Origin of the sequence: Cupriavidus sp. Agwp_2, assembly GCF_040784895.1 — a bacterium.
Lineage (GTDB): Bacteria > Pseudomonadota > Gammaproteobacteria > Burkholderiales > Burkholderiaceae > Cupriavidus.
This window is the reverse complement of sequence record NZ_CP088083.1, coordinates 450778-474413: the sequence shown is the minus strand read 5'-3', so window position 1 is coordinate 474413 and position 23636 is coordinate 450778. Positions and strand designations below refer to the sequence as shown.

General features: G+C 66.7%; 20 protein-coding genes and 1 pseudogene. 2 read left to right on the top strand and 19 right to left on the bottom strand.

The window, feature by feature from the left end; genetic code table 11:
- Window positions 1-58: 58 nt before the first annotated feature.
- The 4 genes and pseudogenes from LPA45_RS02210 to LPA45_RS02195 form a co-directional block, all read right to left on the bottom strand.
- Window positions 59-1366 (bottom strand): Glu/Leu/Phe/Val dehydrogenase, encoded by a 1308-nt coding sequence (locus LPA45_RS02210; protein ID WP_116317103.1) that lies wholly within the window; start codon window positions 1364-1366, stop codon window positions 59-61.
- A gap of 141 nt (window positions 1367-1507) precedes the next feature.
- Window positions 1508-2455, bottom strand: coding sequence for a LysR substrate-binding domain-containing protein (locus tag LPA45_RS02205; protein ID WP_116317102.1), 948 nt, complete (start codon window positions 2453-2455; stop codon window positions 1508-1510).
- A gap of 56 nt (window positions 2456-2511) precedes the next feature.
- Window positions 2512-2625: pseudogene (locus LPA45_RS02200) on the bottom strand (ABC transporter permease); the annotation flags it as partial.
- A gap of 9 nt (window positions 2626-2634) precedes the next feature.
- Window positions 2635-4548, bottom strand: coding sequence for an ABC transporter ATP-binding protein/permease (locus tag LPA45_RS02195; protein ID WP_367394869.1), 1914 nt, complete (start codon window positions 4546-4548; stop codon window positions 2635-2637).
- Between the two features lie 113 nt (window positions 4549-4661).
- Here LPA45_RS02195 and LPA45_RS02190 point away from each other — a divergent pair, with 113 nt between their 5' ends.
- Window positions 4662-5066, top strand: a complete 405-nt coding sequence (locus LPA45_RS02190; protein ID WP_025583457.1) for an acyl-CoA thioesterase — start codon at window positions 4662-4664, stop codon at window positions 5064-5066.
- Window positions 5067-5155: 89 nt separating this feature from the next.
- Here the strand turns inward: LPA45_RS02190 and LPA45_RS02185 are convergent, their stop codons facing one another.
- The 7 genes from LPA45_RS02185 to clsB form a co-directional block, all read right to left on the bottom strand.
- Window positions 5156-5932, bottom strand: a complete 777-nt coding sequence (locus tag LPA45_RS02185; protein ID WP_367394868.1) for an enoyl-CoA hydratase — start codon at window positions 5930-5932, stop codon at window positions 5156-5158.
- A gap of 20 nt (window positions 5933-5952) precedes the next feature.
- Entirely contained in the window at window positions 5953-6909 is a 957-nt protein-coding gene (locus tag LPA45_RS02180; RefSeq protein WP_367394867.1) for a DegV family protein, read from the bottom strand.
- Window positions 6910-7028: 119 nt separating this feature from the next.
- Window positions 7029-8228: an acetyl-CoA C-acyltransferase gene (locus LPA45_RS02175; RefSeq protein ID WP_367395006.1), complete on the bottom strand. Its 1200-nt coding sequence runs from the start codon at window positions 8226-8228 to the stop codon at window positions 7029-7031.
- Between the two features lie 21 nt (window positions 8229-8249).
- Window positions 8250-10685, bottom strand: a complete 2436-nt coding sequence (locus LPA45_RS02170) for a 3-hydroxyacyl-CoA dehydrogenase/enoyl-CoA hydratase family protein (protein ID WP_367394866.1) — start codon at window positions 10683-10685, stop codon at window positions 8250-8252.
- 135 nt (window positions 10686-10820) lie between these two features.
- Entirely contained in the window at window positions 10821-12608 is a 1788-nt protein-coding gene (locus LPA45_RS02165; protein ID WP_367394865.1) for an acyl-CoA dehydrogenase C-terminal domain-containing protein, read from the bottom strand.
- A 76-nt stretch (window positions 12609-12684) separates the two neighbouring features.
- Complete coding sequence (locus LPA45_RS02160) at window positions 12685-13275, bottom strand: TetR/AcrR family transcriptional regulator (RefSeq protein ID WP_063236773.1); 591 nt, start codon at window positions 13273-13275, stop codon at window positions 12685-12687.
- 343 nt (window positions 13276-13618) lie between these two features.
- The gene (gene clsB, locus LPA45_RS02155; protein ID WP_376790628.1) at window positions 13619-14911 is read right to left on the bottom strand and encodes a cardiolipin synthase ClsB; all 1293 of its coding nucleotides are present in this window, start codon (window positions 14909-14911) and stop codon (window positions 13619-13621) included.
- Window positions 14912-15017: 106 nt separating this feature from the next.
- Here clsB and mobB point away from each other — a divergent pair, with 106 nt between their 5' ends.
- Complete coding sequence (gene mobB / locus LPA45_RS02150; protein ID WP_116317094.1) at window positions 15018-15527, top strand: molybdopterin-guanine dinucleotide biosynthesis protein B; 510 nt, start codon at window positions 15018-15020, stop codon at window positions 15525-15527.
- Window positions 15528-15570: 43 nt separating this feature from the next.
- Here mobB and LPA45_RS02145 read toward each other — a convergent pair whose 3' ends face one another.
- The 8 genes from LPA45_RS02145 to LPA45_RS02110 form a co-directional block, all read right to left on the bottom strand.
- Window positions 15571-16356 (bottom strand): endonuclease/exonuclease/phosphatase family protein, encoded by a 786-nt coding sequence (locus tag LPA45_RS02145; RefSeq protein WP_116317816.1) that lies wholly within the window; start codon window positions 16354-16356, stop codon window positions 15571-15573.
- Window positions 16353-16835, bottom strand: a complete 483-nt coding sequence (gene nudB, locus LPA45_RS02140; RefSeq protein WP_317923644.1) for a dihydroneopterin triphosphate diphosphatase — start codon at window positions 16833-16835, stop codon at window positions 16353-16355. Before nudB ends, LPA45_RS02145 begins: the two co-directional genes overlap by 4 nt.
- A gap of 89 nt (window positions 16836-16924) precedes the next feature.
- Entirely contained in the window at window positions 16925-17851 is a 927-nt protein-coding gene (locus LPA45_RS02135) for a hypothetical protein (RefSeq protein ID WP_116317815.1), read from the bottom strand.
- Between the two features lie 220 nt (window positions 17852-18071).
- Complete coding sequence (gene aspS / locus LPA45_RS02130) at window positions 18072-19880, bottom strand: aspartate--tRNA ligase (RefSeq protein WP_116317092.1); 1809 nt, start codon at window positions 19878-19880, stop codon at window positions 18072-18074.
- A 65-nt stretch (window positions 19881-19945) separates the two neighbouring features.
- On the bottom strand, window positions 19946-20653 hold the full coding sequence (locus LPA45_RS02125) for a DUF502 domain-containing protein (RefSeq protein ID WP_317923645.1): 708 nt from the start codon (window positions 20651-20653) through the stop codon (window positions 19946-19948).
- Window positions 20654-20666: 13 nt separating this feature from the next.
- Complete coding sequence (locus LPA45_RS02120; protein ID WP_367394863.1) at window positions 20667-21029, bottom strand: FmdB family zinc ribbon protein; 363 nt, start codon at window positions 21027-21029, stop codon at window positions 20667-20669.
- A 197-nt stretch (window positions 21030-21226) separates the two neighbouring features.
- Complete coding sequence (locus LPA45_RS02115) at window positions 21227-22663, bottom strand: sodium:solute symporter family protein (protein WP_116317089.1); 1437 nt, start codon at window positions 22661-22663, stop codon at window positions 21227-21229.
- A 290-nt stretch (window positions 22664-22953) separates the two neighbouring features.
- Window positions 22954-23580 (bottom strand): methyltransferase domain-containing protein, encoded by a 627-nt coding sequence (locus tag LPA45_RS02110; RefSeq protein ID WP_317923648.1) that lies wholly within the window; start codon window positions 23578-23580, stop codon window positions 22954-22956.
- Window positions 23581-23636: the final 56 nt, after the last annotated feature.

Here is a 23636-nt window from a genome sequence, read left to right as displayed (position 1 = left end):
CTGCATCGCACCATGCCAGTGCCACGCGCCTCGTTCCGGTTCCGCCTGTACCCTGCGATCAGGGATACAGGCCGCGCATTTCGCGCGCCTGCAGGATCCGCGAACAGGCCACGATAAACGCCGCGGTGCGCAGCGTCACCTTGTTCTCCTGCGCCACCTGCCAGATTGCGCGGAACGCCTCTTGCATGATCCGTACCAGGCGCTGGTTGATTTCCTCCTCGGTCCAGAAGAACGACGAGAAATCCTGCACCCATTCGAAGTAGGACACGGTCACGCCGCCGGCGTTGGCGATCACGTCCGGCGCCACCAGGATATTGCGCTCGCGCAGGATGTCATCCGCTTCCGGCGTGGTCGGGCCGTTGGCGCCTTCGATCACCAGGCGGGCCTTGATCAACGGTGCGTTCTTGGCGGTGATCTGGCTTTCCAGCGCGGCCGGGATCAGGATGTCGCAATCGACTTCCCAGAACTGCTCGGTGCGCAGGACTTCGCCGCGGAAGCCTTCGATGGTGCCGCTGTGCGCGGCGTATTCCATCATCGCCGGCACATCCAGGCCGGCCGGGTCGAACAGCGTGGTGCGGTGGTCCTGCACCGCCACCACCTTGGCGCCGGCCTCATGGAACAGCTTGGCGGCGACGGCGCCCACGTTGCCGAAGCCCTGCACGGCGACGCTCGCGCCCTTGATTTCCAGGCCGATATTGCGCGCAGCCTCCGAACCCACCACGAACACGCCGCGGCCGGTCGCTTCATGGCGGCCCAGAGAACCACCCAGCGAGATCGGCTTGCCGGTCACCACGCCGGTGGAGGTGCTGCCCGAATTCATCGAGTAGGTGTCCATCATCCATGCCATCACCTGGGCGTTGGTGTTGACGTCCGGCGCCGGGATGTCCTTGCTCGGTCCGATGATGATGTTGATTTCGCTGGTGTAGCGGCGCGTCAGGCGCTCCAGCTCAGCGTGCGACAGCGTGCGCGGGTCGACGCGGATGCCGCCCTTGGCACCGCCGTAGGGCACGTTCACCGCGGCATTCTTCACCGACATCCACGCCGACAGCGCCATCACTTCCGACAGCGTCACGTCCTGGTGGAAACGCACGCCGCCCTTGCCCGGGCCGCGCGACAGGTTGTGCTGCACGCGGTAGCCCTCGAAGTGGGCGATGGTGCCGTTATCCAGTTCGATGGGTACGTCGACGACCAGCGCGCGCTTGGGGCGCTTCAGGGTTTCAACCCAGCGTGCCAGCGAGCCCAGGTAGGGCGTGACACGATCGACTTGTTGCAGGTAGATGCCCCAGGGGCCGAGATTGTCGGCGTTGAGGTAGGACGGGAGTGCGTGCTTTTGGCCGGCAGTGTTGGTCGGTGCTGCGGAGGACATCGGTTGGTTCCGGGGTGGAGGATGGCCGCAAGCTTAGGCTTGGCGACCCGTCGGAATCCAATGCCGTTTGTTCATCCGGTTATGCAAGATATGCATAACGTTTGAAGGTGACTTGTCAACGACGATGTGTTTCGGGGCGCGTCAGGCTTCCGACAACGTAGACCACACCTGGTCCACCAGTTGCCTTTTGCGCCGTGCCCCGGCACCGCGCCGCTCTCCGCCGTTCTCCCCCGGCTTCTCGCGGTACAAGCGGATTTCCATGTCGATCGACAACGGCAGCCCGCGCGCCGACTCGGCCCGTACCAGCTTGCCCTGCGCCACCTCCTCGCGCACCGCGCTCTCCGGCAGGAACGCCATGCCGTGGCCGGACAGCGCCATGACCTTGAGCGCTTCGGCCATGTCGGTCTCGTAGCATTTGTCGAGCTTGAGCGCTTCGGCGGTATCGGAAAGCAGCATGTCGACCATGCGGCCGAGGAAGGCGTTGGGGGTATAGCTGAGGAACGGCACCGGTTTCTTGTCGGTCCCGGGCAGCCGGAACTGCGGCTTGCCGGCGGCGTCCGGCACGCTGTACGGCGACAGCCGCTCGGTACCAAGCACCAGCATGTCGTACCGCGCCGGATCGAGCTGGATGGCCTGGCGCGCGTGATGGTAGACCATCACCAGGTCACAGCCGCCCTCGACCAGCATCAGCACCGCATCATGCACGTTGAGCGCACGCAGCCGGCACGGCAACGTGCCGACCTTGCGCTCCAGCGCCTTGAGCCATTCCGGGAAGAACGTCAGCGACAGCGTATGCGGCACCGCGAATTCCAGCACCTGGGCGTTGGCCGACCGTTGTCCCCGCATCAGCGCGCGGGTTTCGCTGACCTGCGCCAGCATCGCCAGCGCCTGCTCGTAGAACACCTTGCCGGCCGCCGTCAGGTTGGTGGGATAGCTGGAGCGGTCGATCAGCTCGGTGCCGACCCACGCCTCCAAAGACTGGATGCGCCGCGAGAAGGCGGGCTGCGTCACGTGGCGCAGCTCGGCCGAGCGCGAGAAGCTGTGCGTCTCGGCCAGGCTGACGAAGTCTTCAAGCCATTTGATTTCCATGACGCAGGATTATCCACCGCGCGCCGGGGCGCGTCACCTGCCCCGGCGCGCGGCGCTCAGCCGCGGTGGGCCCAGCCTGTCATGCGCTTCTGGATCACGGCGAACCGCTCGTACATCAACATCGCCATCATCGCGATCACCACCAGCCCGGCAAAAGCCAGCGGCATCTGCGCGCTGCACTATGCGTCCTGCGTGGCGTCGCCAATGTCGACGGCGAGCGCGTCCGCGCTGCGTTCGGCCTCGCCGCCCTGCGCGGCGGCACGGGCCTGGATGTCCCACATCTCCGCATAGCGGCCGCGCGCGCGCATCAGTTCGGCATGCGTGCCGCGTTCCACCACGCGGCCATGGTCCATCACCAGGATCTGGTCGGCATGCACCACGGTGGAAAGGCGGTGCGCGATCAGCAACGTGGTGCGGTTCTGCGCCAGCCGCATCAGCTCGGCCTGGATCGCCTGCTCGGTGCGCGAATCCAGCGCGGAGGTGGCCTCGTCAAAGACGAGCACCGGCGGGTTCTTCAGCAACGTGCGCGCGATCGCCACGCGCTGCTTCTCGCCGCCGGACAGCTTCAGGCCGCGCTCGCCCACCGGGGTGTCGTAGCCCTGCGGCAGCTCGCGGATAAAGGCGTCGATCTGCGCCGCCTGCGCCGCGGCGATGACTTCTTCGCGCGTGGCCTCCGGGCGCCCGTAGGCGATGTTGTAGTAGATGCTGTCGTTGAACAGCACCGTGTCCTGCGGCACGATGCCGATGGCGCGGCGCAGGCTTTCCTGCGTGATCGCGCGGATATCCTGGCCGTCGATCTCGATCGCACCGCTGTTGACGTCGTAGAAGCGGAACAGCAGCCGCGCCAGCGTCGACTTGCCCGAGCCGCTGTGGCCGACCACCGCGGTGGTGGTGCCGGCCGCGATATTGAAATCGACGCCGTCCAGGATCGTGCGGTCCGGCTCGTAGCCAAAGCGCACGTCGCGGAACCGCACCTGCGCGCCGTTGACCTTGAGCGGCTGCGCGCCGGGCGCATCGGCCACTTCCTGGTGCGTGCCCAGCAGCACGAACATGCGGTCCATGTCGGTGGTCGCCTGCTTGATCTCGCGGTAGATCACGCCAAGGAAGTTCAGCGGAATGTAGAGCTGGATCATCAGCGTATTGACCAGCACCAGGTCGCCCAGCGTCAGCTTGCCGTCGACCACGCCCACGGTGGCGCGCCACAGGATCAGGATCAGCCCGACGGCGATGATGACCTGCTGGCCAAAGTTCAGGAGCGACAGCGAGTTCTGCGAGCGGATCGCCGCGGCGCGGTACTTGAACAGGTTTTCGTCATAGCGCCGGGCCTCGTACTCTTCATTGCCAAAGTACTTGACGGTCTCGAAGTTCAGCAGCGAATCGATCGCCTTCTGGTTGGCGCGCGAATCCAGCTCGTTCATCTTGCGGCGGAAGTGCGTGCGCCATTCCGTCACGACGATGGTGAAGACGATATAGCTCACCAGCGCGCAGCCCGTGATCGCCGCGAACCAGATGTCGTAGTGCAACACGAAGAAGCCGATCACCAGCGCCATCTCGACCAGCGTGGGCAGGATGCTGTACAGCGAGTACGAGATCAGCGACTGGATGCCGCGCGTGCCGCGCTCGATGTCGCGGCTCATGCCGCCGGTCTGCCGGTCCAGGTGGAAGCGCAGCGACAACGCATGCAGGTGGCGGAACACCTGCAGCGCGATCTCGCGCACGGCGCTCTGCGTGACCTTGGAAAAGAGGATTTCCCGCAACTCGGTGAACAGCGTCGCCGACAGCCGCAACATGCCGTAGGCGACAATCAGCCCGACCGGCACCACCAGCAGGGCGCGCGGGTCGCCGGCGGTGAGGTTCATGCTGTCGATCAGGCGCTTCATCAGCACCGGCACGCCCAGGTTGGCTACCTTGGCCGCGACCAGGCAGGCGAGCGCCAGCATCACGCGCCACTTGTAGTGCCAGACGTAGGGCAGCAGGTTGCGGACGGTCTGCCAGTCGCTGCGCGGGGCGCGCTGGCCGGGAAAGAGCTTGACCGAGGCGGCGTCTCGGGCACCATCAGGGGCCTGCTCGGCGGTCGTGGAATAGCGGCGCATACGTTAGAATTCGGGCCAATGCGCGATTGTCGCAGGAATCGCATTGCGCGGCAGGCGAAGGGTTTTTCGCCGCGGCCCGCGCCCCCCCTTCAGAAGTCCACCCGCATACTGTCATGAACGCTCCCCATACCGTCCCCGCCCTGCCCGCCGGCAAGAATCCCGCGCTGCGCGTGGTGCCGATGCCTGCCGATGCCAATGTGCACGGCGACGTGTTCGGCGGCTGGATTATGGCGCAAGTGGATATTGCCGGGTCGATCCCGGCGGTCGAGCGCGCACAGGGGCGTGTCGCGACCGTGGCGGTCAATTCCTTCCTGTTCAAGCACCCGGTGTTCGTGGGCGACCTGGTGAGTTTCTACGCCGATATCGTCAAGACCGGGCGTACTTCGATCACCGTTGCGGTGGAGGTCTATGCGCAGCGGATGCGGCATAGCAACGAGATCGTCAAGGTGACCGAGGCTACGCTGACTTATGTGGCGACGGATGAGTCGCGGCAGCCACGGGTGTTGCCGACGGCTTGAGGGCGACAATCGTCGCGGATTTCCCCCCCTCTCCCGCAAAGCGCGGGAGAGGGGAGCAAGAAAGTGGTAGAGGGAAGTCCCTCGGCCCCTCACTCGAACTTCGTAAAATCCGGCTTCCGCTTCTCGAAGAACGCGCTGAACGCCTCCTTCGCCTCCGGCGCCACCAGCATGCGCCGGAACACCGCGCCTTCGTCGGCCATCTGCTTTTCCACTTCGGCCATCGCGCCCGATTTCATCAAGCGCTTGGTCTCGCGCAGCGACGAAGCCGGCAGCGCCGCCAGCTTGCGCGCCCGCTGCAACGCGAAGTCGTGCAGTTCCGCCACCGGCAGCACGCGCGTCACCAGACCGATTTCCAGCGCTTCCTGCGCGTTGAACGCCTCGCCCAGCATCAGCTTCTCGGCGGCGCGCTGGTAGCCGACCAGGCGCGGCAGCAGCAGGCTTGATGCCGCTTCCGGGCACAGCCCCAGCTGCACGAACGGCAGCGACAGCTTGGCCGTGTCCGACGCATAGACGAAGTCGCAATGCAGCAGCATGGTGGTGCCCACGCCGACCGCCGCGCCGCTGACCGCCGCGACAATGGGCTTGCTGGCATGGCTGATCTGGTACAGGAACTGGAACACCGGCGCCTGCCCGGTGCCCTCGCCCGAAGTCGGCGGGCGCTGCATGAAGTCTTCCAGGTCGTTGCCGGCGGTAAAGATCTCCGGCTTGCCGCGCAGCAGGATCACACGCACGTTGCGATCGGTCTCGGCCGCGCGCAGCGCGTCGGCCAGCGCCTGGTACATCGCCGCGGTGATGGCGTTCTTCTTGTCGATGCGGTCGAACTCGAGCGTCAGGATGCCCTGCTCGATGCTGGTACGGATGCTCATGGTGTCCTCGTCTGTGGGATTTAATCGAAAGGCGGCGGCGATTCGGAAAGATAGCTCAGCCCGAACGCCCGCGCACCGACATTCAGCGCCACCGTCAGGCTCATCGGCGCCAGCATCAGCTCGACGCCCTGGCTGCGCGCGGTATGTGCCAGCGACTGGTATGCCGGCATCGCGCGCACGTCGTCCAGGGGACCGGCGTAGCAGACCGAGATCGCCGGCACCAGCAGGGCGCCGCCGCGGATGCACTGTTCGGCATGCTGCAGCACGCGGCGTGCGCCGTCTTCCGAGCCGCGCGCCTTGGCGATGGCTTCGGTATGGCCACGATGCATGCGCACCACCGGCCGGATATTGAATGCACTGCCCATCACGTAGCGGCCCCAGGTGATGCTGCCCTCGCCCTTCTGGCGCGCGCGGGTGTACATGTAGAGCAGTTCGTCCGGCACCAGGAACATGTGGGCGGCATCGCGCAGGCGCGTTTCAACAGCGTCGCGCACTGCCTGCGGGCTGGCCCCGCCCATGGCCATGCGCGCGGCTTCCCGCACGATCAGCGCCTGGCCCGGGCCGATCGCGCCGGTGTCGATCACGGTCAGGTCGAACAGCCCCGCACGCCCCGCTTCCTTGCGCAGCCGCACGCTGCGCGCCACGGTGCCGATCACGGCGCCGCTCGCATGCGCGTACAGCTTGCTGCGCGCGCTGGCGATGGTGAACAGGATGGCGCGGTCGCATTGCGTGACCACGTTGCGCAGCAGGTGTTCTTCCAGCTCGCGTTCGAGCAGCGGAATGGATTCGGCGTAGTGGTCCTGCCGGCCGACCAGGTATTGCCGGTAGAGCGTGGGCAGTGCGTCTTCATCGCGCGTGTCGGCGACAAAGCGTTCGCCCGCGCGGATGCGGAACGGGATGGTGTGGACCTTCAGCGCGGCCAGGATGTCGCGCGGCAAGTCGCACGCGGCATCGGCCAGGATGGCTGTCTCCTGCATAGTGTTGTCTCCTCCCTGCTGGTGACCCGCGGTCGCGGGCGGCAGCCCCCGGTACTGCTCTCCTCACCTGACAGAAGGGCGGGACGGCCTCCCCCCGGAACACCGTCCCGCAGGCGCGTTTATACGCGCTCGAAGATCCCTGCGGCGCCCATGCCCGTGCCGACGCACATGGTCACCATGCCGTACTTCAGGTTGTGGCGGCGCAGCGCATGCACCACCGTGGCCGAACGGATCGCACCGGTCGCACCCAGCGGGTGGCCCAGTGCGATCGCACCGCCCATGCGGTTGACCTTGGCGGGATCAAGATCGAGGTCGCGCATCACGGCCAGCGATTGCGCGGCAAACGCTTCGTTCAGTTCGATCCAGTCGATCTGGTCCTGCGTCAGGCCGGCGGCCTTCAACGCGGCCGGGATCGCTTCCTTCGGGCCGATGCCCATGATCTCGGGCGGCACGCCGCGCACCGCGAAGGAGACAAAGCGCGCCAGCGGCACCAGGTTGAACTGCTTGAGGATCTTTTCCGAGACCAGGATCAGCGCGCCCGAGCCGTCCGAGGTCTGCGAGCTGTTGCCGGCGGTGACGCTGCCCTTGTTGGCGAATACGGGGCGCAGCTTGCCGAGGCCCTCCAGCGAGGTCTCAGGGCGCGGGCCTTCGTCCAGCGAGATGGTGCGCGTCTTCACGCTGACCTGGCCGCTGGCGAGGTCCGGGAAGCGCTCGACGATCTCGATCGGCGTGATCTCGTCCTTGAACTCGCCCGCCTGCTGCGCGGCGATGGCCTTCTGGTGCGAAGCGAGCGAGAACGCGTCCTGGTCCTCGCGGCTGACCTTCCATTGCTGCGCCACCTTCTCCGCGGTCAGGCCCATGCCGTAGGCGATGCCCACGTTCTCGTCGCGCTCGAAGATCGACGGCGACATCGACGGCGAGTTGCCCATCATCGGCACCATGCTCATCGACTCGATGCCGGCGGCGATCATCACGTCGGACTCGCCCACGCGGATGCGGTCGGCGGCCATCGCCACCGCGCTGACGCCCGAGGCGCAGAAACGGTTGACGGTGATGCCGCCCACGGTGTTCGGCAGGCCCGACAGCAGCGCGCCGATACGCGCGACGTTCAGGCCCTGCTGCGCTTCAGGAATCGCGCAGCCGACGATGGCGTCCTCGATCAGCTTCGGATCCAGGTCCGGCACCTGTGCCACCGCGGCCTTCAGGATGGTAGCCAGCAGGTCGTCCGGGCGCGTGTTCTTGAACGCGCCCTTGGGGGCCTTGCCGATCGGCGAGCGGGTGGCCGCGACGATGTATGCGTCTTGCAGTTGTTTCATGATGTCGGTTCCTCGCTTGCCTGGTTAGTTACGCACCGGCTTGCCGGTCTGCAGCATGCCCATGATGCGCTCCTGCGTCTTGCCGGTGCCCAGCAGGTCGACGAAGGCTTTGCGCTCCAGCGCCAGCAGCCAGTCTTCGCTGACCAGCGAGCCGGCCTCGACGTCGCCGCCGCACACCACTTCGGCAATGCGGGCGGCGATCAGGAAGTCATGCGCGGAAATAAAGCCGCCGTCGCGCATATTGACCAGCGATGCCTTGATGGTGGCGATGCCCGAGCGGCCGGCCACCGGCACCAGCGCCGGCAGCGGCGCGCGGTAGCCGGCGTCGGCCAGCGCGCGCACTTCGTTCTGCGCCACGTGCAGCAGTTCATGCACGTTGAAGACGACCTTGTCGGAGGGCTGCAGGTAGCCCATCTGGCGCGCTTCCAGCGCCGATGCGGATACCTTGGCCATCGCCGCGCTCTGGAAGCGGCTGGTCAGGAATTGCAGGTAGTTGGTGCTGCCTGCTGCCTGCGCTGCGCGTGCAGCGGCGAGCGCGGCTTCCTTCAGGCCACCGCCGGCGGGCACCAGGCCCACCCCGACTTCGACCAGGCCGACGTACGTTTCCAGCGCGGCCACGCGTGCCGCCGAATGCAGCATCAGCTCGCAGCCACCACCCAGCGCGATGCCGGACGCCGCCGACACCACCGGCACCGACGCGTACTTCACCCGCATCATGCCGTCCTGGAATTTCTTCACGAACGGCTCGATGCCCTTGGCGCCGCCCATCATGAACGCCGGCATCGCCGCTTCCAGGTTCGCGCCCGCGGAGAACGGGCCGCCCGGCGCGCCAAGCTGCAGCGAAGTCGGCTGCCACACCACCAGGCCCTTGTAGCCAGCTTCGGCCAGGTCGATGGCGCGGGTCAGGCCGTCGATCACGTCCGGCCCGATGGTGTTCATCTTGCTCTTGAACGAAACCACCAGCACATCGTCCTGGCCTTCGCTCACCCAGATGCGCACGGCGTCATTTTCCTCGACGGTGCGGCCCGCCTTGCGCGGATCGACCGCTTCGCTGCCCTTCAGCGCGGCACGGAACACCTGGCGCTGGTACACCGGCAGCGTGCTGCGCGCGACGAACGACTGCGTCGCCGGCGACCACGAGCCTTCGGCGGCATGCACGCCCTGGCGCTCGGCGACGGGGCCGTCAAAGACCCATGCCGGCAGCGGCGCAGCCGACAGTGCCTTGCCCGCGGCCACGTCTTCCTTGACCCACTCCGCCACCTGCTTCCAGCCAGCCGACTGCCAGTCCTCGAAGGGGCCCGAGTTCCAGCCGAAGCCCCAGCGGATCGCCAGGTCGATATCGGCGGCGGAACCGGCGATCTGCTCCAGGTACACGGCGATGTAGTGGAACACGTCGCGAAACACCGCCCACAGGAACTGCGCCTGCGGGTTGGCCGATTCACGCAACAGCCTGATGCGCTCGGCCGGTTCCTTCTTCAGCATGCGCACCACGATCTCGTCGGCCTTCTTGCCCGACTCGACGTACTGGCCGGTCTTGGCGTCGAGCACCTTGATGGCCTTGCCTTCCTTCTTGTAAAAGCCGGCGCCGGTCTTCTGGCCCAGCGCGCCCGCATCGACCAGGCCCTTGAGTACGGCCGGGGTCTTGTACACCGGCGCGAACGGGTCGTCGTGCAGGTTGTCCTGCATGGTCTTGATCACGTGCGCCATGGTGTCCAGGCCGACCACGTCCGCGGTGCGGAAGGTGGCGGACTTGGCGCGGCCCAGCTTGGAGCCGGTCAGGTCGTCGACCACGTCGAACGGGATGCCGAACTTCTCGGCCTCGGCGAACACGGCCAGGATCGAGAAGATGCCGACGCGGTTGGCGATGAAGTTGGGCGTGTCCTTGGCACGCACCACGCCCTTGCCGAGCGTGGTGGTCAGGAAGGCTTCCAGCTTGTCGAGGATCTCCGGCTGCGTGGTCGCGGTCGGGATCAGCTCGACCAGGTGCATGTAGCGCGGCGGGTTGAAGAAATGGACGCCGCAGAAGCGCGACTTCAGGTTGTCCGCATTTCCCCCCCCTAACCCGTCGGACAGCGCGGTGATCGACAGGCCCGAGGTGTTAGTGGCGAAGATCGCGTGCGAGGCCAGGTGCGGCGCGACCTTCTTGTACAGGTCGTGCTTCCAGTCCATGCGCTCGGCGATCGCCTCGATCACCAGGTCGCACTCCTTGAGCAGGGCGATATCGTCTTCGTAGTTGGCTGCCTGGATCAGGCCGGCCTCGTCCTTGATCCCCAGCGGCGCGGGCGACAGCTTCTTCAGGTTCTCGATGGCGCGCAGCGCGATGCCGTTCTTCGGGCCTTCTTTTGCTGGGAGGTCAAACAGCACCACGGGCACGCGCGCGTTGATCAGGTGGGCGGCGATCTGCGCCCCCATGACGCCGGCACCCAGCACGGCGACTTTCTTGACGATGAAATTGGACATGCTCGCTCCTGGATTAGTGAGCGTTGAGGTGAGAGTATTTGCGCGAGAGCGCGCTTCCATTGCCAGCGGCCTGCTCCCCTCTCCCATTTATGGGTAGGGGAGCACACCGGCGGCATGGAAAGCCGCCCCGGCAGATCAGAACAAATCCGCGTCCAGCGCCATCAGCGATGCCGAACCAGCGCGCGCCTTGCGGATCTCGCCGGCGGTTTCCGGAAGCAGCTTGGCAAAGTAGAAGCGCGCCGTGGCCAGCTTGGCGGTGTAGAACTTGTCGCCGCTCGCTTCCTTCTCCAGCGCGATCTTGGCCATGCGCGCCCAGAAGTACGAGAACACCAGGTGGCCCACCACGCGCAGGTACGGCACGGCGGCGGCGCCAACTTCATCGGCATTGCCCATGGCTTTCATGCCGACTTCCATGGTCAGCTTCTGCACCTTGTCGCCGAGGTCCGCCAGCGGGTTGACGAACTCCTGCATGGCTTCGTCGGTGCCCTCTTCTTCCACGAACTCCTGCACGATCTTGCCGAAGGCCTTCATCCTGGCGCCCATGTCGCCCAGGATCTTGCGGCCCAGCAGGTCCAGCGCCTGGATCGTGTTGGTGCCTTCGTAGATCATGTTGATGCGGGCATCGCGCACGTACTGCTCCATGCCCCATTCGGAGATGTAGCCGTGGCCGCCGAACACCTGCATGCCTTCGTTGGTCGAGGTGAAGGCGTTGTCGGTCAGGAAGGCCTTGATCACCGGGGTCAGCAGCGCGACCAGGTCGCCGGCCTCCTTGCGCACGGCTTCGTCCGGGTGCGACAGTTCGCGGTCGATCTGCAGCGCGGTCCAGTAGCTGAAGGCGCGGCCGCCTTCGGCGTAGGCGCGCTGGGTCAGCAGCATGCGGCGCACGTCGGGGTGCACGATGATCGGGTCGGCGGCCTTCTCCGGCGCCTTCGGGCCGGTCAGCGCGCGCATCTGCAGGCGGTCCTTGGCGTAGGCGACCGAGTTCTGGTATGCCACCTCGGTCAGGCCCAGGCCCTGCGCGCCCACGCCCAGGCGCGCGGCATTCATCATCACGAACATCGCGTTCAGGCCCTTGTTGGCCTCGCCCACCAGCCAGCCGCGCGCGCCGTCCAGGTTCATCACGCAGGTGGCGTTGCCGTGGATGCCCATCTTGTGCTCGATCGAGCCGCACTGGATGCCGTTGCGCTCGCCCGGGTTGCCGCTGGCATCCGGGATGAACTTGGGCACCACGAACAGCGAGATGCCCTTGGTGCCACCAGGAGCGTCCGGCAGGCGCGCCAGCACCAGGTGGATGATGTTTTCGGCCAGGTCGTGCTCGCCGGCGGAGATGAAGATCTTGGTGCCGGTGATCAGGTAGGAGCCGTCGGCCTGCGGTTCTGCCTTGGTGCGCAGGATGCCCAGGTCGGTGCCGCAGTGCGGCTCGGTCAGGCACATGGTGCCGGTCCAGACGCCGGACACCAGCTTGGGCAGGTAGGCCTGCTGCAACTCGGGGGTGCCGTGCGCATGCAGCGCCTCATAGGCGCCGTGCGACAGGCCCGGGTACATGGTCCACGCCTGGTTGGCCGAGTTCAGCATCTCGTAGACCACGTTGTTGACCACGATCGGCAGGCCCTGGCCACCAAAGGCCGGGTCGCACGCCAGCGCCGGCCAGCCGGCCTCGACGTACTGCTGGTAGGCTTCCCTGAAGCCGGTGGGGGCCTTGACCACGCCGTCGCCGACATAGGTGCAGCCCTCGCGGTCGCCCACCTGGTTGAGGGGGAACACCACGTCCGAGCAGAACTTGCCGGCTTCTTCGATGACCTGGTTGATGGTGTCCGCGTCGATGTCCGCGTGCGGCGGCATCGCCTTGAGTTCGGCTTCGGCGCCGAGCAGTTCGTGGAGCACGAACTGCATGTCGCGCAACGGTGCGGTGTACTGGCCCATCAGAGACTCCTTGGAGTTATACGATGCCGCCACGCCGCCCGCCTCGCTGCTCGCGAACCGGTCCGACCCGACGGCCTCAGGTACGGTAAGACTGAATCAGTTTGTTGAGCGCGACCATGGCAAGCTCGGCACTGTCAGGCAGGCGCAGGAAACGGGCGTCATGATGCAAGCCTAGTTCAAGGCTATACATCTCGAACAACATCAGGCGCGGATCGCAATCCGCGCGCAAATGCCCCTCTTCCTTGGCCTGGTCGATGGCGCGATTCAGCGCTGCCCGCCAGATGGTGACGCTCTTGACCAGCTCGTCACGCACCAGGCTGCCGGTGCGGTCGTCGTACTCCACGGCGCCGCTGATGTAGATGCATCCAGTCGTCACTTCCTGGATGCGCTTCTCCATCCAGCGCCGTACCATCGACCACAGCCGGGGCAGTCCGCGCGGCTCCTGCAGCGAGGGGTAGAACACCTCCTGCTCGAACCTGCGGTGATACTCCCGCACCACCTCTACCTGCAGGTCCTCGCGCGAACCGAAGTGCGCGAAGACGCCGCTCTTGCTCATCTGCATCCGTTCCGCGAGCAGGCCGATGGTCAGACCTTCAAGCCCGTCGCGGGACGACAGCTCCAGTGCGGCATCCAGAATCGCCACGCGCGTCATCTCACCCTTGCGCATGGGCGCGGGGGAAGCGGCGGCGGATTCGAGACGGGCTGACTGGTGTCGCATGTTATTTCTCCGTTCTGCAAAGGCCCTGCTGCGGCCTGTGCGTATGACCCTGACGTTGCATTTTGTTTGCGGACGCTGGCGAATTTGCCGCTGCATACCGCGAATGCACGCAGTCTAAGCCAAAAAAGAACGGTCGTTCAGATTATTCTGGCGCAGCAGTCGACCTTCAAGCTTTTAATTAGACCCGTGTTTCTAAACGGGCCGCAATGCAGCATGCCCGTCACGCAAGGCGACGCAACAGGTGGCAAGCCATGTGTTGCCGCATGGCAGCAATCCCACAGTGATAACCGGTTCAGTAGCGCCCCGTGACGCCGGCGATGATCACGCCGAGCCGAAGCAGCATATACGCGGTCCAGTTCGCCAGCCGGTGCAGCGGCGAGCGCCGTGCATGGACTTCCGGCATGACCCGCACGCTGCGGTGCGCAATGGCGCGTTCCAGCGCCGTGCGCAGCTCCGCGGCGAAGGCAGCATCATAAACGGCCACGTTGGCTTCGCGCGCCAGCAGCAGGCTGAACGGGTCCATATTGCTCGAACCCACCGTGGCCCAGGCTTCGTCGACCACGCCGACCTTGGCGTGCAGGAAGCTCTCTGCATATTCGTAGATCTCCACGCCGGCTTCCAGCAGCGAGGCATAGAGCGCGTGCGTGGCGTAGTGCTGCAGCCGGTATTCGACCATGCCCTGCAGCAGCAGCCGCACGCGCACGCCGCGCGCGCGGCAGGCCAGCAGCGCGCGGCGCATCTTGTGGCCCGGCAGGAAGTAGGCGTTGGCCAGGATCACCTCCTGGCGCGCGGCGCCCAGCGCGCGCAGGTATTCGCGCTCGATGGTACGGCGGTTGCGCAGGTTGTCGCGCAGCAGCAGCGCCGCGCGCACGCCGCCGGTGGGCTCGGCGCGCGGCGGCAGGTCGGTCAGCAGCGGATAGTCCGCCACCGCTGCGGCGCGGCCGCCGCCGTGCGTGTCGCGCAGCGCCAGCCGCCACCAGAGCCTTTCGGCGGTCAGCGCGATGCGGTCCACCAGCGGGCCGCTGACCTGCACCGCGAAGTCGTAGCGCGGCCCCAGGTTCGCACCCTCGAACGGGCCGTGGTTGAGGTCGTCGATGATGTTGATGCCGCCGACGAAGGCCACCTGCCCGTCGATCACCGCCAGCTTGCGGTGCAGCCGGCGCAGGTGGCGACGGGCCAGCCGGAAGCCGCGCAGCTTGCGGTACACGCGTAACTGCACGCCGCCCCCGCTCAGGCGCTCGGCCATCGCGGCGGGCATGTCGCCGGCGCCGAAGCCGTCGACGGTGACGCGCACCGAGACGCCGCGCGCGGCGGCGCGGATCAGCGCGTCGCTGACGGCGCGGCCGATGTCGTCGTCGGCATAGATGTAGGTTTCCAGGACCACCTGGAACACGGCCTGGTCGATCGCGGCGATCAGCGCGGGAAAGAAGTCTTGTCCGCCGTGCAGCAGGCGCACGGTGTTGCCGCCGGTCGGCTTGCCGCGGCGCCAGGTCCAGCGCAGCATGCGATGGCGTTGCCCGTCGGCGATGTATTCAGCAGTGCCAGCGGCGGTTGTCGGCCGCTCGGAGTGGGATATCCGTGACATGCCGAGATTATCGGACAGAATGCCGTCCGGAAGGCGCCACGTGCACATGTGCGCGGATCTCTGCTATCGTCGTCGCCATCATCGACGCGCCCCCACGGAACCGATCGTGAAGGTATTCGGCATCACCGGCTCGTCCGGCAGCGGCAAGACCACGCTGCTCGACCAGCTGATCCCCCGTTTTGTCGCCGCCGGCCTGCGCGTGGCCGGCGTCAAGCACACCCACCACGGCTTCGATCCCGACACGCCGGGCAAGGATTCCTGGCGCATGCGCGAGGCCGGCTGCGCCAACGTCGTGCTGGTCGGCGCGCGCCACCTGACGTTGATGCGGCATTACCCCGAGGCAGTGCCGTCGCCCGAGCTGGACGATGCGCTGGCGGTGCTGCCGTCCGACACCGACCTGGTACTGGTTGAGGGCTACAAGCGCAGCGATTTCCCCAAGCTGGAGGTGTTCCGGCCCGGACTGGGTCGTACGCCGCTGTGGGATGAGGTGCCCGGCGTGGTCGCGGTGGCGAGCGACAACGTGGCTGCCGCCGCCGCGATGACGTCGTTGCCGGTGCTGGACCTGAACGACGCCGACGCCGTCTTCGCCTTTATCCGCGACTATTCAAGCCGCTGACTGTGCTGACCGTGCTGACTGTGCTGACTGTGGCAGGACGCCCTCAGGCGGCCTTTTCCCGCTGCTCCGCGACGGCTTCCACCGCCTCACCCTGCGGATGCCCCAGCTCCGCCACCAGCGGCACATGGTCCGACCGCTGCGCCCAATCCCGCCCGGTCAGCGCGTGAGCGCGCTCGATCTCGAAGCCGCGCACGTAGATCCGGTCAAGCTGCCACCACGGCATATGGCTTGGGAACGTATGGAGCCGCGCGCCGCGCGCGTGCGACGCCTCGACCGCATGCAGCGTATTGCAGATCTGCGCATCCAGCCGGTGGTTCCAGTCGTTGAAGTCGCCGGCGATCACCAGCGGCACACCCTCGGGCACCACGTTGCGCACACGTTCGACCAGCGCCTCGGCCTGGCGGGCGCGGCTGCGGGCGAACAGGCCGAAATGCACGCAGATCAGGTGGGTCTCGATGCCCTTGATGTCCGCCACCGCATGCAGCAACCCGCGCTGCTCGAAACGGTGGTCGGAAATGTCGAGGTTTTCGGACATCAGGATCGGATGGCGCGACAGGATCGCGTTGCCGTGATGGCCGTAGTCATAGACCGCGTTGCGCCCGTAGACCGAATGCGGGTATGCATCGGTCGCCAGGTAGTTGAGCTGGGTATGGTCGGGATCGAACAGCGCCGCCGCCACCAGGCGATCGTTGCGGTCCTGCACTTCCTGCAGGAAGACGATATCCGCATCCATCGCATGCAGGCCAGCCCGCACGTTCTGGATACGCGGGCGCCGCGAAAGGCCGGTCACCCCCTTGTGGATGTTGTAGGTGACCACGCGCAGTTTCATGGCTGCGCCCTGCATAGCGCCTGCTGCCCGGCGGCACCGGCCGAGCGCCATGCGAGCTGGCGGATGGCTTCGGCGTTGCTGCTGGAAAAACACTGCGCGGCGGCCTGCTCCCACGGCAGCCACCTGTATTGCAGGTGCTCGCGTGGCGCCAGCGTCACCGGCAGCGCTTCATGCACGCGCAGGCCGAACCAGTGCTCGGTATTGCGCATGACGCCTTCGGCATAACGGTGCCGCCATTGCGGGTAGATCTCGTACTGGATCGAATGGCCCCAGTCGGCCAGCAGGTGCTCGCCGGCGATGATGCCGGTTTCCTCTGCCACTTCGCGCGCAGCGGTCACTGCCAGCGGTTCGTCCAGGGTGTCGAGGCTGCCGGTCACGGACTGCCAGAATCCCGGGCGATCGGCGCGTTCCAGCAGCAAGACATGAAGATCTGGCGTGTAGATCACGACCAGCACGGATTCCGGAATCTTGTAGGGCATGGGACTGGGCGAAAGGACAAACCCAAGGATAGCGCAGCCGCGCCCGCTTGCCACGCGAAAGCGCTGCCCCTGGGACGGATGGCCTTGCCTCAGGCCGCGTTGCGCGCAGGCGCGTGGGGCGCCAGGTACGGCTCGATGCCCGGCTCGCGGCCCGGCTCGCTGCCATTGCGCTGCCAGGTGTCGAACACCTGCGGCGAATCGCCATGGCCCCATGCGGCCCGCATTTGTTCCATCAGCGGCGCCAGCGCCTCGCGGTAGCGGCGCGAAGCGGCGTGGGCGCGCTCGGCCAGCGCGTCGGCGCTCATCCGCGCCTGGGCCTGCAGGCGGGCGCGTTCCTGGGCGATTTCCTTCTCGCGCTGGCCCAGTGCGTTGTATTTCTGGATCAGGAAGCGCTGGTAATCGCCGCCATCGACGCCCTGGGCCGCCTGCGCATTGACCTGCTCGAAGCGCAGCACGATGCTGCCCGTCTCCTGCTCGATATGTGCGGCCTCGGCGTCCAGCGCCTGCAGCGCCTCCCCGTGGCGCTGGGCATCGCGGCGCAGCCCCTGCACCTGCGCGGCCTCGTCCTCGAACACGCGCTGGGCCGCCAGGTAGGCCTGCACCGCCGGCTGCGGCGCTACCACCAGCAGCGGGTCGGCGCCGCCGGCACGCTGGCCGTCGAGCAGCGCGTCGTCGGCCAGGCGCAGGTTGCCCAGCTCATCAAGCCAGCGCCCGCGCGTCATGACCGCACCAACGGTGTCCAGCGCCAGCCGGCGCAGCGCGTCGGCCCGCTGCATCTCGACCGGCTCGGCCAGCGGCTGCGGCGATGCGGCCTGCACGGCATGGGCGATATCTGGCACGCACGCGGCCACGGTGGTCGCCACCGCTTCGGACATGGCCACCGCCGCGCGCCGCTGGGCGCGGCGCAACTCGAAGCGGGCCAGCAGCAGCATCACCAGCCCCGCCACCAGCCAGGTCAGGATGGTTTCCTGGTGGGCCAGCAGGAACTGGCGGATCAGTTCGGTATCCAGGTTCAGGTTCACGAATTTCTCCCATGCGCCGGGAGCCTTCATCGCGGGGCCCCTCGACAAATTACGTGTCAAAGAAAGGAGACACGGCCGCCGCGGGCTTCGTTCCTACCGGTAACAAATCGAAACCAAAGCGCTGCAGACGGCACCGCGGCGCAGGCCGGTATTGCGCAGAAAGCAAAAAAGCCGCGCATCGGCGCGGCTTTCTTTACCCAGAGGCTTGAGCGGCTCAGGCGTTCGGCTTCGGCTCGGCGGCGCGCAGGCGGATATGCAGCTCGCGCAGCTGCTTCTCGTCGACCGAGCTCGGGGCCTGGGTCAGCAGGTCCTGGGCGCGCTGGGTCTTCGGGAAGGCGATCACATCGCGGATCGAGTCGGCGCCGGCCATCATCGTGACGATGCGGTCCAGGCCGAAGGCCAGGCCGCCGTGCGGGGGCGCGCCATACTGCAGCGCGTCCAGCAGGTAGCCGAACTTTGCACGGGCTTCGTCGTCGTTGATGTTGAGCGCGCGGAACACCTTGCTCTGGATCTCCGAGCGGAAGATACGGACCGAGCCGCCGCCCATTTCCCAGCCGTTCAGCACCATGTCGTAGGCCTTCGCCAGGCACTTGCCCGGGTCGGTCTCCAGGTATTCCATGTGCTCGTCCTTGGGGCTGGTGAACGGGTGGTGCATGGCGACCCAGCGGGCGTCTTCCTCGTCGTACTCGAACATCGGGAAGTCCACCACCCACAGCGGCTTCCAGGTGTCCTCGAACAGGCCGTTGGCCTTGCCGAAGTCGGAATGGCCGATCTTCAGGCGCAGGGCGCCGATCGAGTCATTGACCACCTTGGCCTTGTCGGCGCCGAAGAAGATGATGTCGCCGTCCTGGGCGCCGGTGCGCTTCAGGATCTCGGCAATGGCGGCGTCGTGCAGGTTCTTGACGATCGGCGACTGCAGGCCGTCGCGGCCCTTGGCCACTTCGTTGACTTTGACCCAGGCCAGGCCCTTGGCGCCGTAGATGCCGACGAACTGGGTGTAGGCGTCGATCTCGCCACGCGAGATGGCACTGCCGCCCGGCACGCGCAGGCCGACCACGCGGCCGTTGTCGCTGTTGGCAGGACCCGAGAACACCTTGAAGTCGACGTCCTTCATCACTTCCGTCAGCTCGGTGAATTCCAGCTTGACGCGCAGGTCAGGCTTGTCCGAGCCGAAGCGGGCCATGGCTTCGCGGAACTCCATCACCGGGAACTTGCTGTCCAGGTCGACATCGATGGCGTTCTTGAACACCGTGCGCATCATGTCTTCGAACAGGTCGCGGATCTCCTGCTCGGTCAGGAACGAGGTCTCGCAGTCGATCTGCGTGAACTCGGGCTGGCGATCGGCGCGCAGGTCTTCGTCGCGGAAGCACTTGGTGATCTGGTAGTAGCGGTCGAAGCCCGAGACCATCAGCATCTGCTTGAAGATCTGCGGCGACTGCGGCAGCGCGAAGAAGTGGCCCGGGTTCACCCGCGACGGCACCAGGTAGTCGCGCGCGCCTTCGGGCGTGCTCTTGCCCAGCATCGGGGTCTCGATGTCGATGAAGCCCTGGGCGTCCAGGAACTTGCGCACTTCCATCGCCACCTTGTAGCGCAGGCGCAGGTTGTACTGCATCTGCGGGCGGCGCAGGTCGAGCACGCGGTGCGTCAGGCGGGTGGTTTCCGACAGGTTGTCGTCGTCGAGCTGGAACGGAGGCGTGACCGACGGGTTCAGCACCGTCAGCTCGTGGCACAGCACTTCGATCTTGCCCGAGGTCAGGTTGGCGTTCTCGGTGCCGGCCGGGCGCGGGCGCACCTTGCCGGTCACGCGGATGCAGAACTCATTGCGGATCTCTTCCGCGGCCTTGAACATCTCGGGGCGGTCCGGGTCGCACACCACCTGCACCAGGCCTTCGCGGTCGCGCAGGTCGATGAAGATCACGCCGCCATGGTCGCGGCGGCGCTGGACCCAGCCGGTCAGGGCCACTTCCTGGCCCGAGAATTGTTCGGTCACCAGACCGCAGTAGTGAGTACGCATGGAGGACATATGGAAATTCCCGGTAAAACGCTGCCGCCCGAAGCAGATCGGGCGGCTCGTATCAGTTTGAGTGCTTAAGGATCGGTCGTCTCGACCGCTTCCTCGCTGCTGGCGCGGCTGGCCGGCGGCCGCGGCGGCGTGGGTGCGCCGCCGTTCTTGCGTGGCAGTTCGGTCGGTGCCACCACGCCCATCGAGACGATGTACTTGAGCGCGGCGTCGACGGTCATGTCGAGTTCGATGGTGTCGGCCTTGGGCATCATCAGGAAGAAGCCCGAGGTCGGGTTAGGCGTGGTCGGCACATAGACGCTGACGTACTCGCCCTGCAGGTGGTTCTGCACGTCGCCGCCGGGGCGGCCGGTCAGGAAGGCGATGGTCCACGAGCCCTCGCGCGGGTACTGCACCAGCAGCGCCTTGCGGAAGGCATTGCCCGACGACGACAGCAGCGTGTCCGACACCTGCTTGACGCTGGTGTAGATCGGGCCGACCACCGGGATATGGCCCAGCAGCGCTTCCCACCAGCGCACCAGGCGCTGGCCGATGAAGTTATGCGCCAGCAGGCCGACCAGCAGGATGAACAGCAGCGTCAGGATGGCGCCCAGGCCGGTGACGCGCTTGCCGAACATGAGCCGGTCCGGGCGCCAGGCCTCGGGCAGCAGCGCCAGGCTCTGGTCCATCGTGCCGATGATCAGGCTGAGTACCCACAGCGTGATGCCCAGCGGCACCAGCACCAGCAGACCGGTCAGGAACCAGGTCTTGAGGGCGGAAGTCTTCTTGGCGACCACGTGGCGACCCGGATCAGTGGCAGGCGCAGGCGCTGCCGCAACCGCCGGCGGCAGGCGCGGCGGCGGTCGTGCTGGCCGGGGCCGACGAACTGGCCGACGGACTGGCCGACGATTCGGCTGCCGCCGGGGCGCTGGCCGCAGCCGCGCCGGCAGCCGCACCGCCCGCAGCCGGTGCGCTGGCGCCGCCGCTGCCGCCGCGGAAGTCGGTCACGTACCAGCCCGAGCCCTTGAGCTGGAAGCCGGCCGCGGTCAGCTGCTTCTTGAACGAACCGGCGACGCCGCACGACGGGCAGTCCGTCAGCGGGGCATCGCTCATTTTTTGCAACACATCGCGCCCGTGGCCGCAGGCGTCGCAACGGTAGGCATAGATCGGCATGGTGTCTTTTCGCGAGAAAACTACGGAAATCGGTACAAGGGCGGGCATCGCCGCCGGTGCCGGGAAGCGCGGAAACCCGCGCAAGCCGTCCCGCATGGCGATGCAAAGCCTTGAATTATAAACCGTTCTGTGGCTGGCTGATGGCCGGAAATGGAGGGGCTATCGGAGCCCTGCCGGCGCTTGCCGGCGCCGCCGGGTCAGGCGATATGCACTTCCTTGACCGGCGCGTGATCCGCGATCCACTGCGGCAGCAAGGAGCCGACCACCATGCCGCTGATCGAGAACAGCAGGCCGACCATCTGCGGCGGCACCACCGCATCGGCAAAAGCGACCTCGCAGGTCAGCCATGAGGACAGGCCCAGCAGGATCGCGGCCAGGCCGCCCTGCCGCGTGGCGTGCTTCCAGAACATGCCGAAGGCCAGAGGCACGAACGACGACACCAGTGTGACCTTATAGGCATTTTCAACCATATGGAAGATCGAAAGGTGCGAGTTGAGCGCGAACAGCGTCACCAGCGTGGTGAACACCAGCACCACGGCCTGCATCACGCGCAGGAACTGCCTGTCGTCGAGATGGCGGAAGTACGGGCGCAGGATGTTCTCGGCAAAGGTCACCGACGGCGCCAGCAGCGTTGCCGAGGCGCAGCTCTTGATCGCCGACAGCAGCGCGCCGAAGAACATCACCTGGGCAAACATCGGGGCGTGCTGCAGGATCAGCTGCGGCAGGATCAGCTGCGAATCGGTGTCGATGTACTTGGCTACCATGCCCGGGTCGATCAGCGTGGCCGAATACGCCAGGAACATCGGGATAAAGGCGAAGCAGAAATACAGCACGCCGCCGAGCACCGAGGCGCGGCCTGCGATCAGCTCGGTGCGTGACGAGGTCACGCGCTGGAACACGTCCTGCTGCGGGATCGAGCCCAGCATCATGGTGAACAGCGCCGCGGCGAAGCCGATGATCTGCACGAAATCCAGCGCCGGCAGGAACTCGAACTTGCCCGCCGCGGCCGCGTGCGACACCACCGCCGCGACGCCGCCGGCCTGGCCGCTGACCTCGTAGCCGATATACATCATGCCGATAACGATGATGATCATCTGGATGAAGTCGGTGATCGCCACCGACCACATGCCGCCGAACAGCGTATAAACCAGCACGCTGGCCGCGCCGATCATCATGCCGGCCTCCTGCGACAGCGCGCCGTCCGACACGGTATAGAACACCAGCCCCAGCGCCTTGATCTGCGCCGCCACCCAGCCCAGGTACGAGACCACGATGCACAGCGTGGTCAGCACCTCGGCCAGCCGGCCGTAGCGGTTGTGGTAGTAGTCGCCGATGGTCAGCAGGTTCATCCGGTACAGCGGCCGGGCGAAGAACAGGCCCACCAGGATCAGGCACATCGACGAGCCGAACGGGTCGGATACCACCCCCGACAGCCCTTCCTTGAGGAACACGGCCGGGATGCCCAGCACGGTCTCGGAGCCGAACCAGGTGGCAAAGACGGTGGCGGTGACGATATGGAACGGCAGGCTGCGCCCGGCGACGGCGAAATCGGTGGTGTTGCGTACGCGCAGCGCCGCCCACAGGCCGATGCCGACCGAGATTACCCAGTAGATGATGACGAACCAGATCAGCATGCCGCTGCCCTATGCAGAAAGTGCCCTTGTGGCGAAAAACCGAATGCCGGGCGGCTTTCCTGATACGTCAGGGGCGCCTGCCCGGAGTCCAATTCATCGGTCGGGGCCGCGTGAGGAGCTTCTTGGCGTGCCATCCCGTGGCGGGACGGACGCGGCAGGGCCTGCGGTCGTAGCCGAATCAAAACGCGGATTATAGCGACGCAGACCGGCGCGGGCCAAAAAAATTCCCCAGTGGCGCAAATGCGCCACGCCGTGCATCGCTGTCGCCACAAGGCCCTGGCGGCAGGCCTTCAGACGGGCCGCCGGCGCCAGACCTGCCAGCGCTCCTGCCCCTGGAACACCGGCAACGGGGCGGCCGAGGGGCGGTCTTCCAGGCGCTCGAAGGCCGGCCCCAGCAAGGCATCCAGCTCGGCCCCGGGCATCGCAAACGGCGGTCCGCCACGGGTCTCGCCCAGGTAGAAATAGCCGGCCAGCAGGCCGCCGGGCGGCAGCAGGTCGGCCACGCGGGCGGCATAGTCGGCGCGCATCGCCGGCGGCAGCGCGCACAGGAAGGCACGCTCGTAGACCAGCTGGCACGGCGGCTGGGGCGTGAAGGCGAAGAAATCGGCCTGCTGCACCACCACCCCCGCCGGGCCGAGCGCGCGTTTGGCCGAGGCCACCGCCTGGGCCGAAAAGTCGATCGCCGTCACCGGCCAGCCCTGCTCGAACAGCCAGGCCGCCTCCCAGCCGTTGCCGCAGCCGGGCACCAGCGTCGGACAGGGCGCCCGGCCGGCAATGAACTGGCGGAATTCCTCGGGCACGCCGCCCGCGTCCCAGGGCGTGAAATTCTGCGCGAAACGCTCGTCCCAGAACGACGGGTCGGCTGCGTCGCGGGTGCTGAAGGCAGGGACGGGGGCGGGCTTGGGCACGTCCGGCATGGTCTCCACTCGTTCCTTATATAGGGGGATGGGGGTGCGCTGGCGGCGAGGCCGGC

What these genes read in the sequence shown, in the direction of transcription:
- LPA45_RS02210 (WP_116317103.1), bottom strand. Translation starts at nt 1,366, where the DNA reads ATGTCCTCCGCAGCACCGACCAACACTGCCGGCCAAAAGCACGCACTC.
- LPA45_RS02205 (WP_116317102.1), bottom strand. Translation starts at nt 2,455, where the DNA reads ATGGAAATCAAATGGCTTGAAGACTTCGTCAGCCTGGCCGAGACGCAC.
- LPA45_RS02195 (WP_367394869.1), bottom strand. Translation starts at nt 4,548, where the DNA reads ATGCGCCGCTATTCCACGACCGCCGAGCAGGCCCCTGATGGTGCCCGA.
- LPA45_RS02190 (WP_025583457.1), top strand. Translation starts at nt 4,662, where the DNA reads ATGAACGCTCCCCATACCGTCCCCGCCCTGCCCGCCGGCAAGAATCCC.
- LPA45_RS02185 (WP_367394868.1), bottom strand. Translation starts at nt 5,932, where the DNA reads ATGAGCATCCGTACCAGCATCGAGCAGGGCATCCTGACGCTCGAGTTC.
- LPA45_RS02180 (WP_367394867.1), bottom strand. Translation starts at nt 6,909, where the DNA reads ATGCAGGAGACAGCCATCCTGGCCGATGCCGCGTGCGACTTGCCGCGC.
- LPA45_RS02170 (WP_367394866.1), bottom strand. Translation starts at nt 10,685, where the DNA reads ATGTCCAATTTCATCGTCAAGAAAGTCGCCGTGCTGGGTGCCGGCGTC.
- LPA45_RS02165 (WP_367394865.1), bottom strand. Translation starts at nt 12,608, where the DNA reads ATGGGCCAGTACACCGCACCGTTGCGCGACATGCAGTTCGTGCTCCAC.
- LPA45_RS02160 (WP_063236773.1), bottom strand. Translation starts at nt 13,275, where the DNA reads ATGCGCAAGGGTGAGATGACGCGCGTGGCGATTCTGGATGCCGCACTG.
- clsB (WP_376790628.1), bottom strand. Translation starts at nt 14,911, where the DNA reads ATGTCACGGATATCCCACTCCGAGCGGCCGACAACCGCCGCTGGCACT.
- LPA45_RS02145 (WP_116317816.1), bottom strand. Translation starts at nt 16,356, where the DNA reads ATGAAACTGCGCGTGGTCACCTACAACATCCACAAGGGGGTGACCGGC.
- nudB (WP_317923644.1), bottom strand. Translation starts at nt 16,835, where the DNA reads ATGCCCTACAAGATTCCGGAATCCGTGCTGGTCGTGATCTACACGCCA.
- aspS (WP_116317092.1), bottom strand. Translation starts at nt 19,880, where the DNA reads ATGTCCTCCATGCGTACTCACTACTGCGGTCTGGTGACCGAACAATTC.
- LPA45_RS02120 (WP_367394863.1), bottom strand. Translation starts at nt 21,029, where the DNA reads ATGCCGATCTATGCCTACCGTTGCGACGCCTGCGGCCACGGGCGCGAT.
- LPA45_RS02115 (WP_116317089.1), bottom strand. Translation starts at nt 22,663, where the DNA reads ATGCTGATCTGGTTCGTCATCATCTACTGGGTAATCTCGGTCGGCATC.
- LPA45_RS02110 (WP_317923648.1), bottom strand. Translation starts at nt 23,580, where the DNA reads ATGCCGGACGTGCCCAAGCCCGCCCCCGTCCCTGCCTTCAGCACCCGC.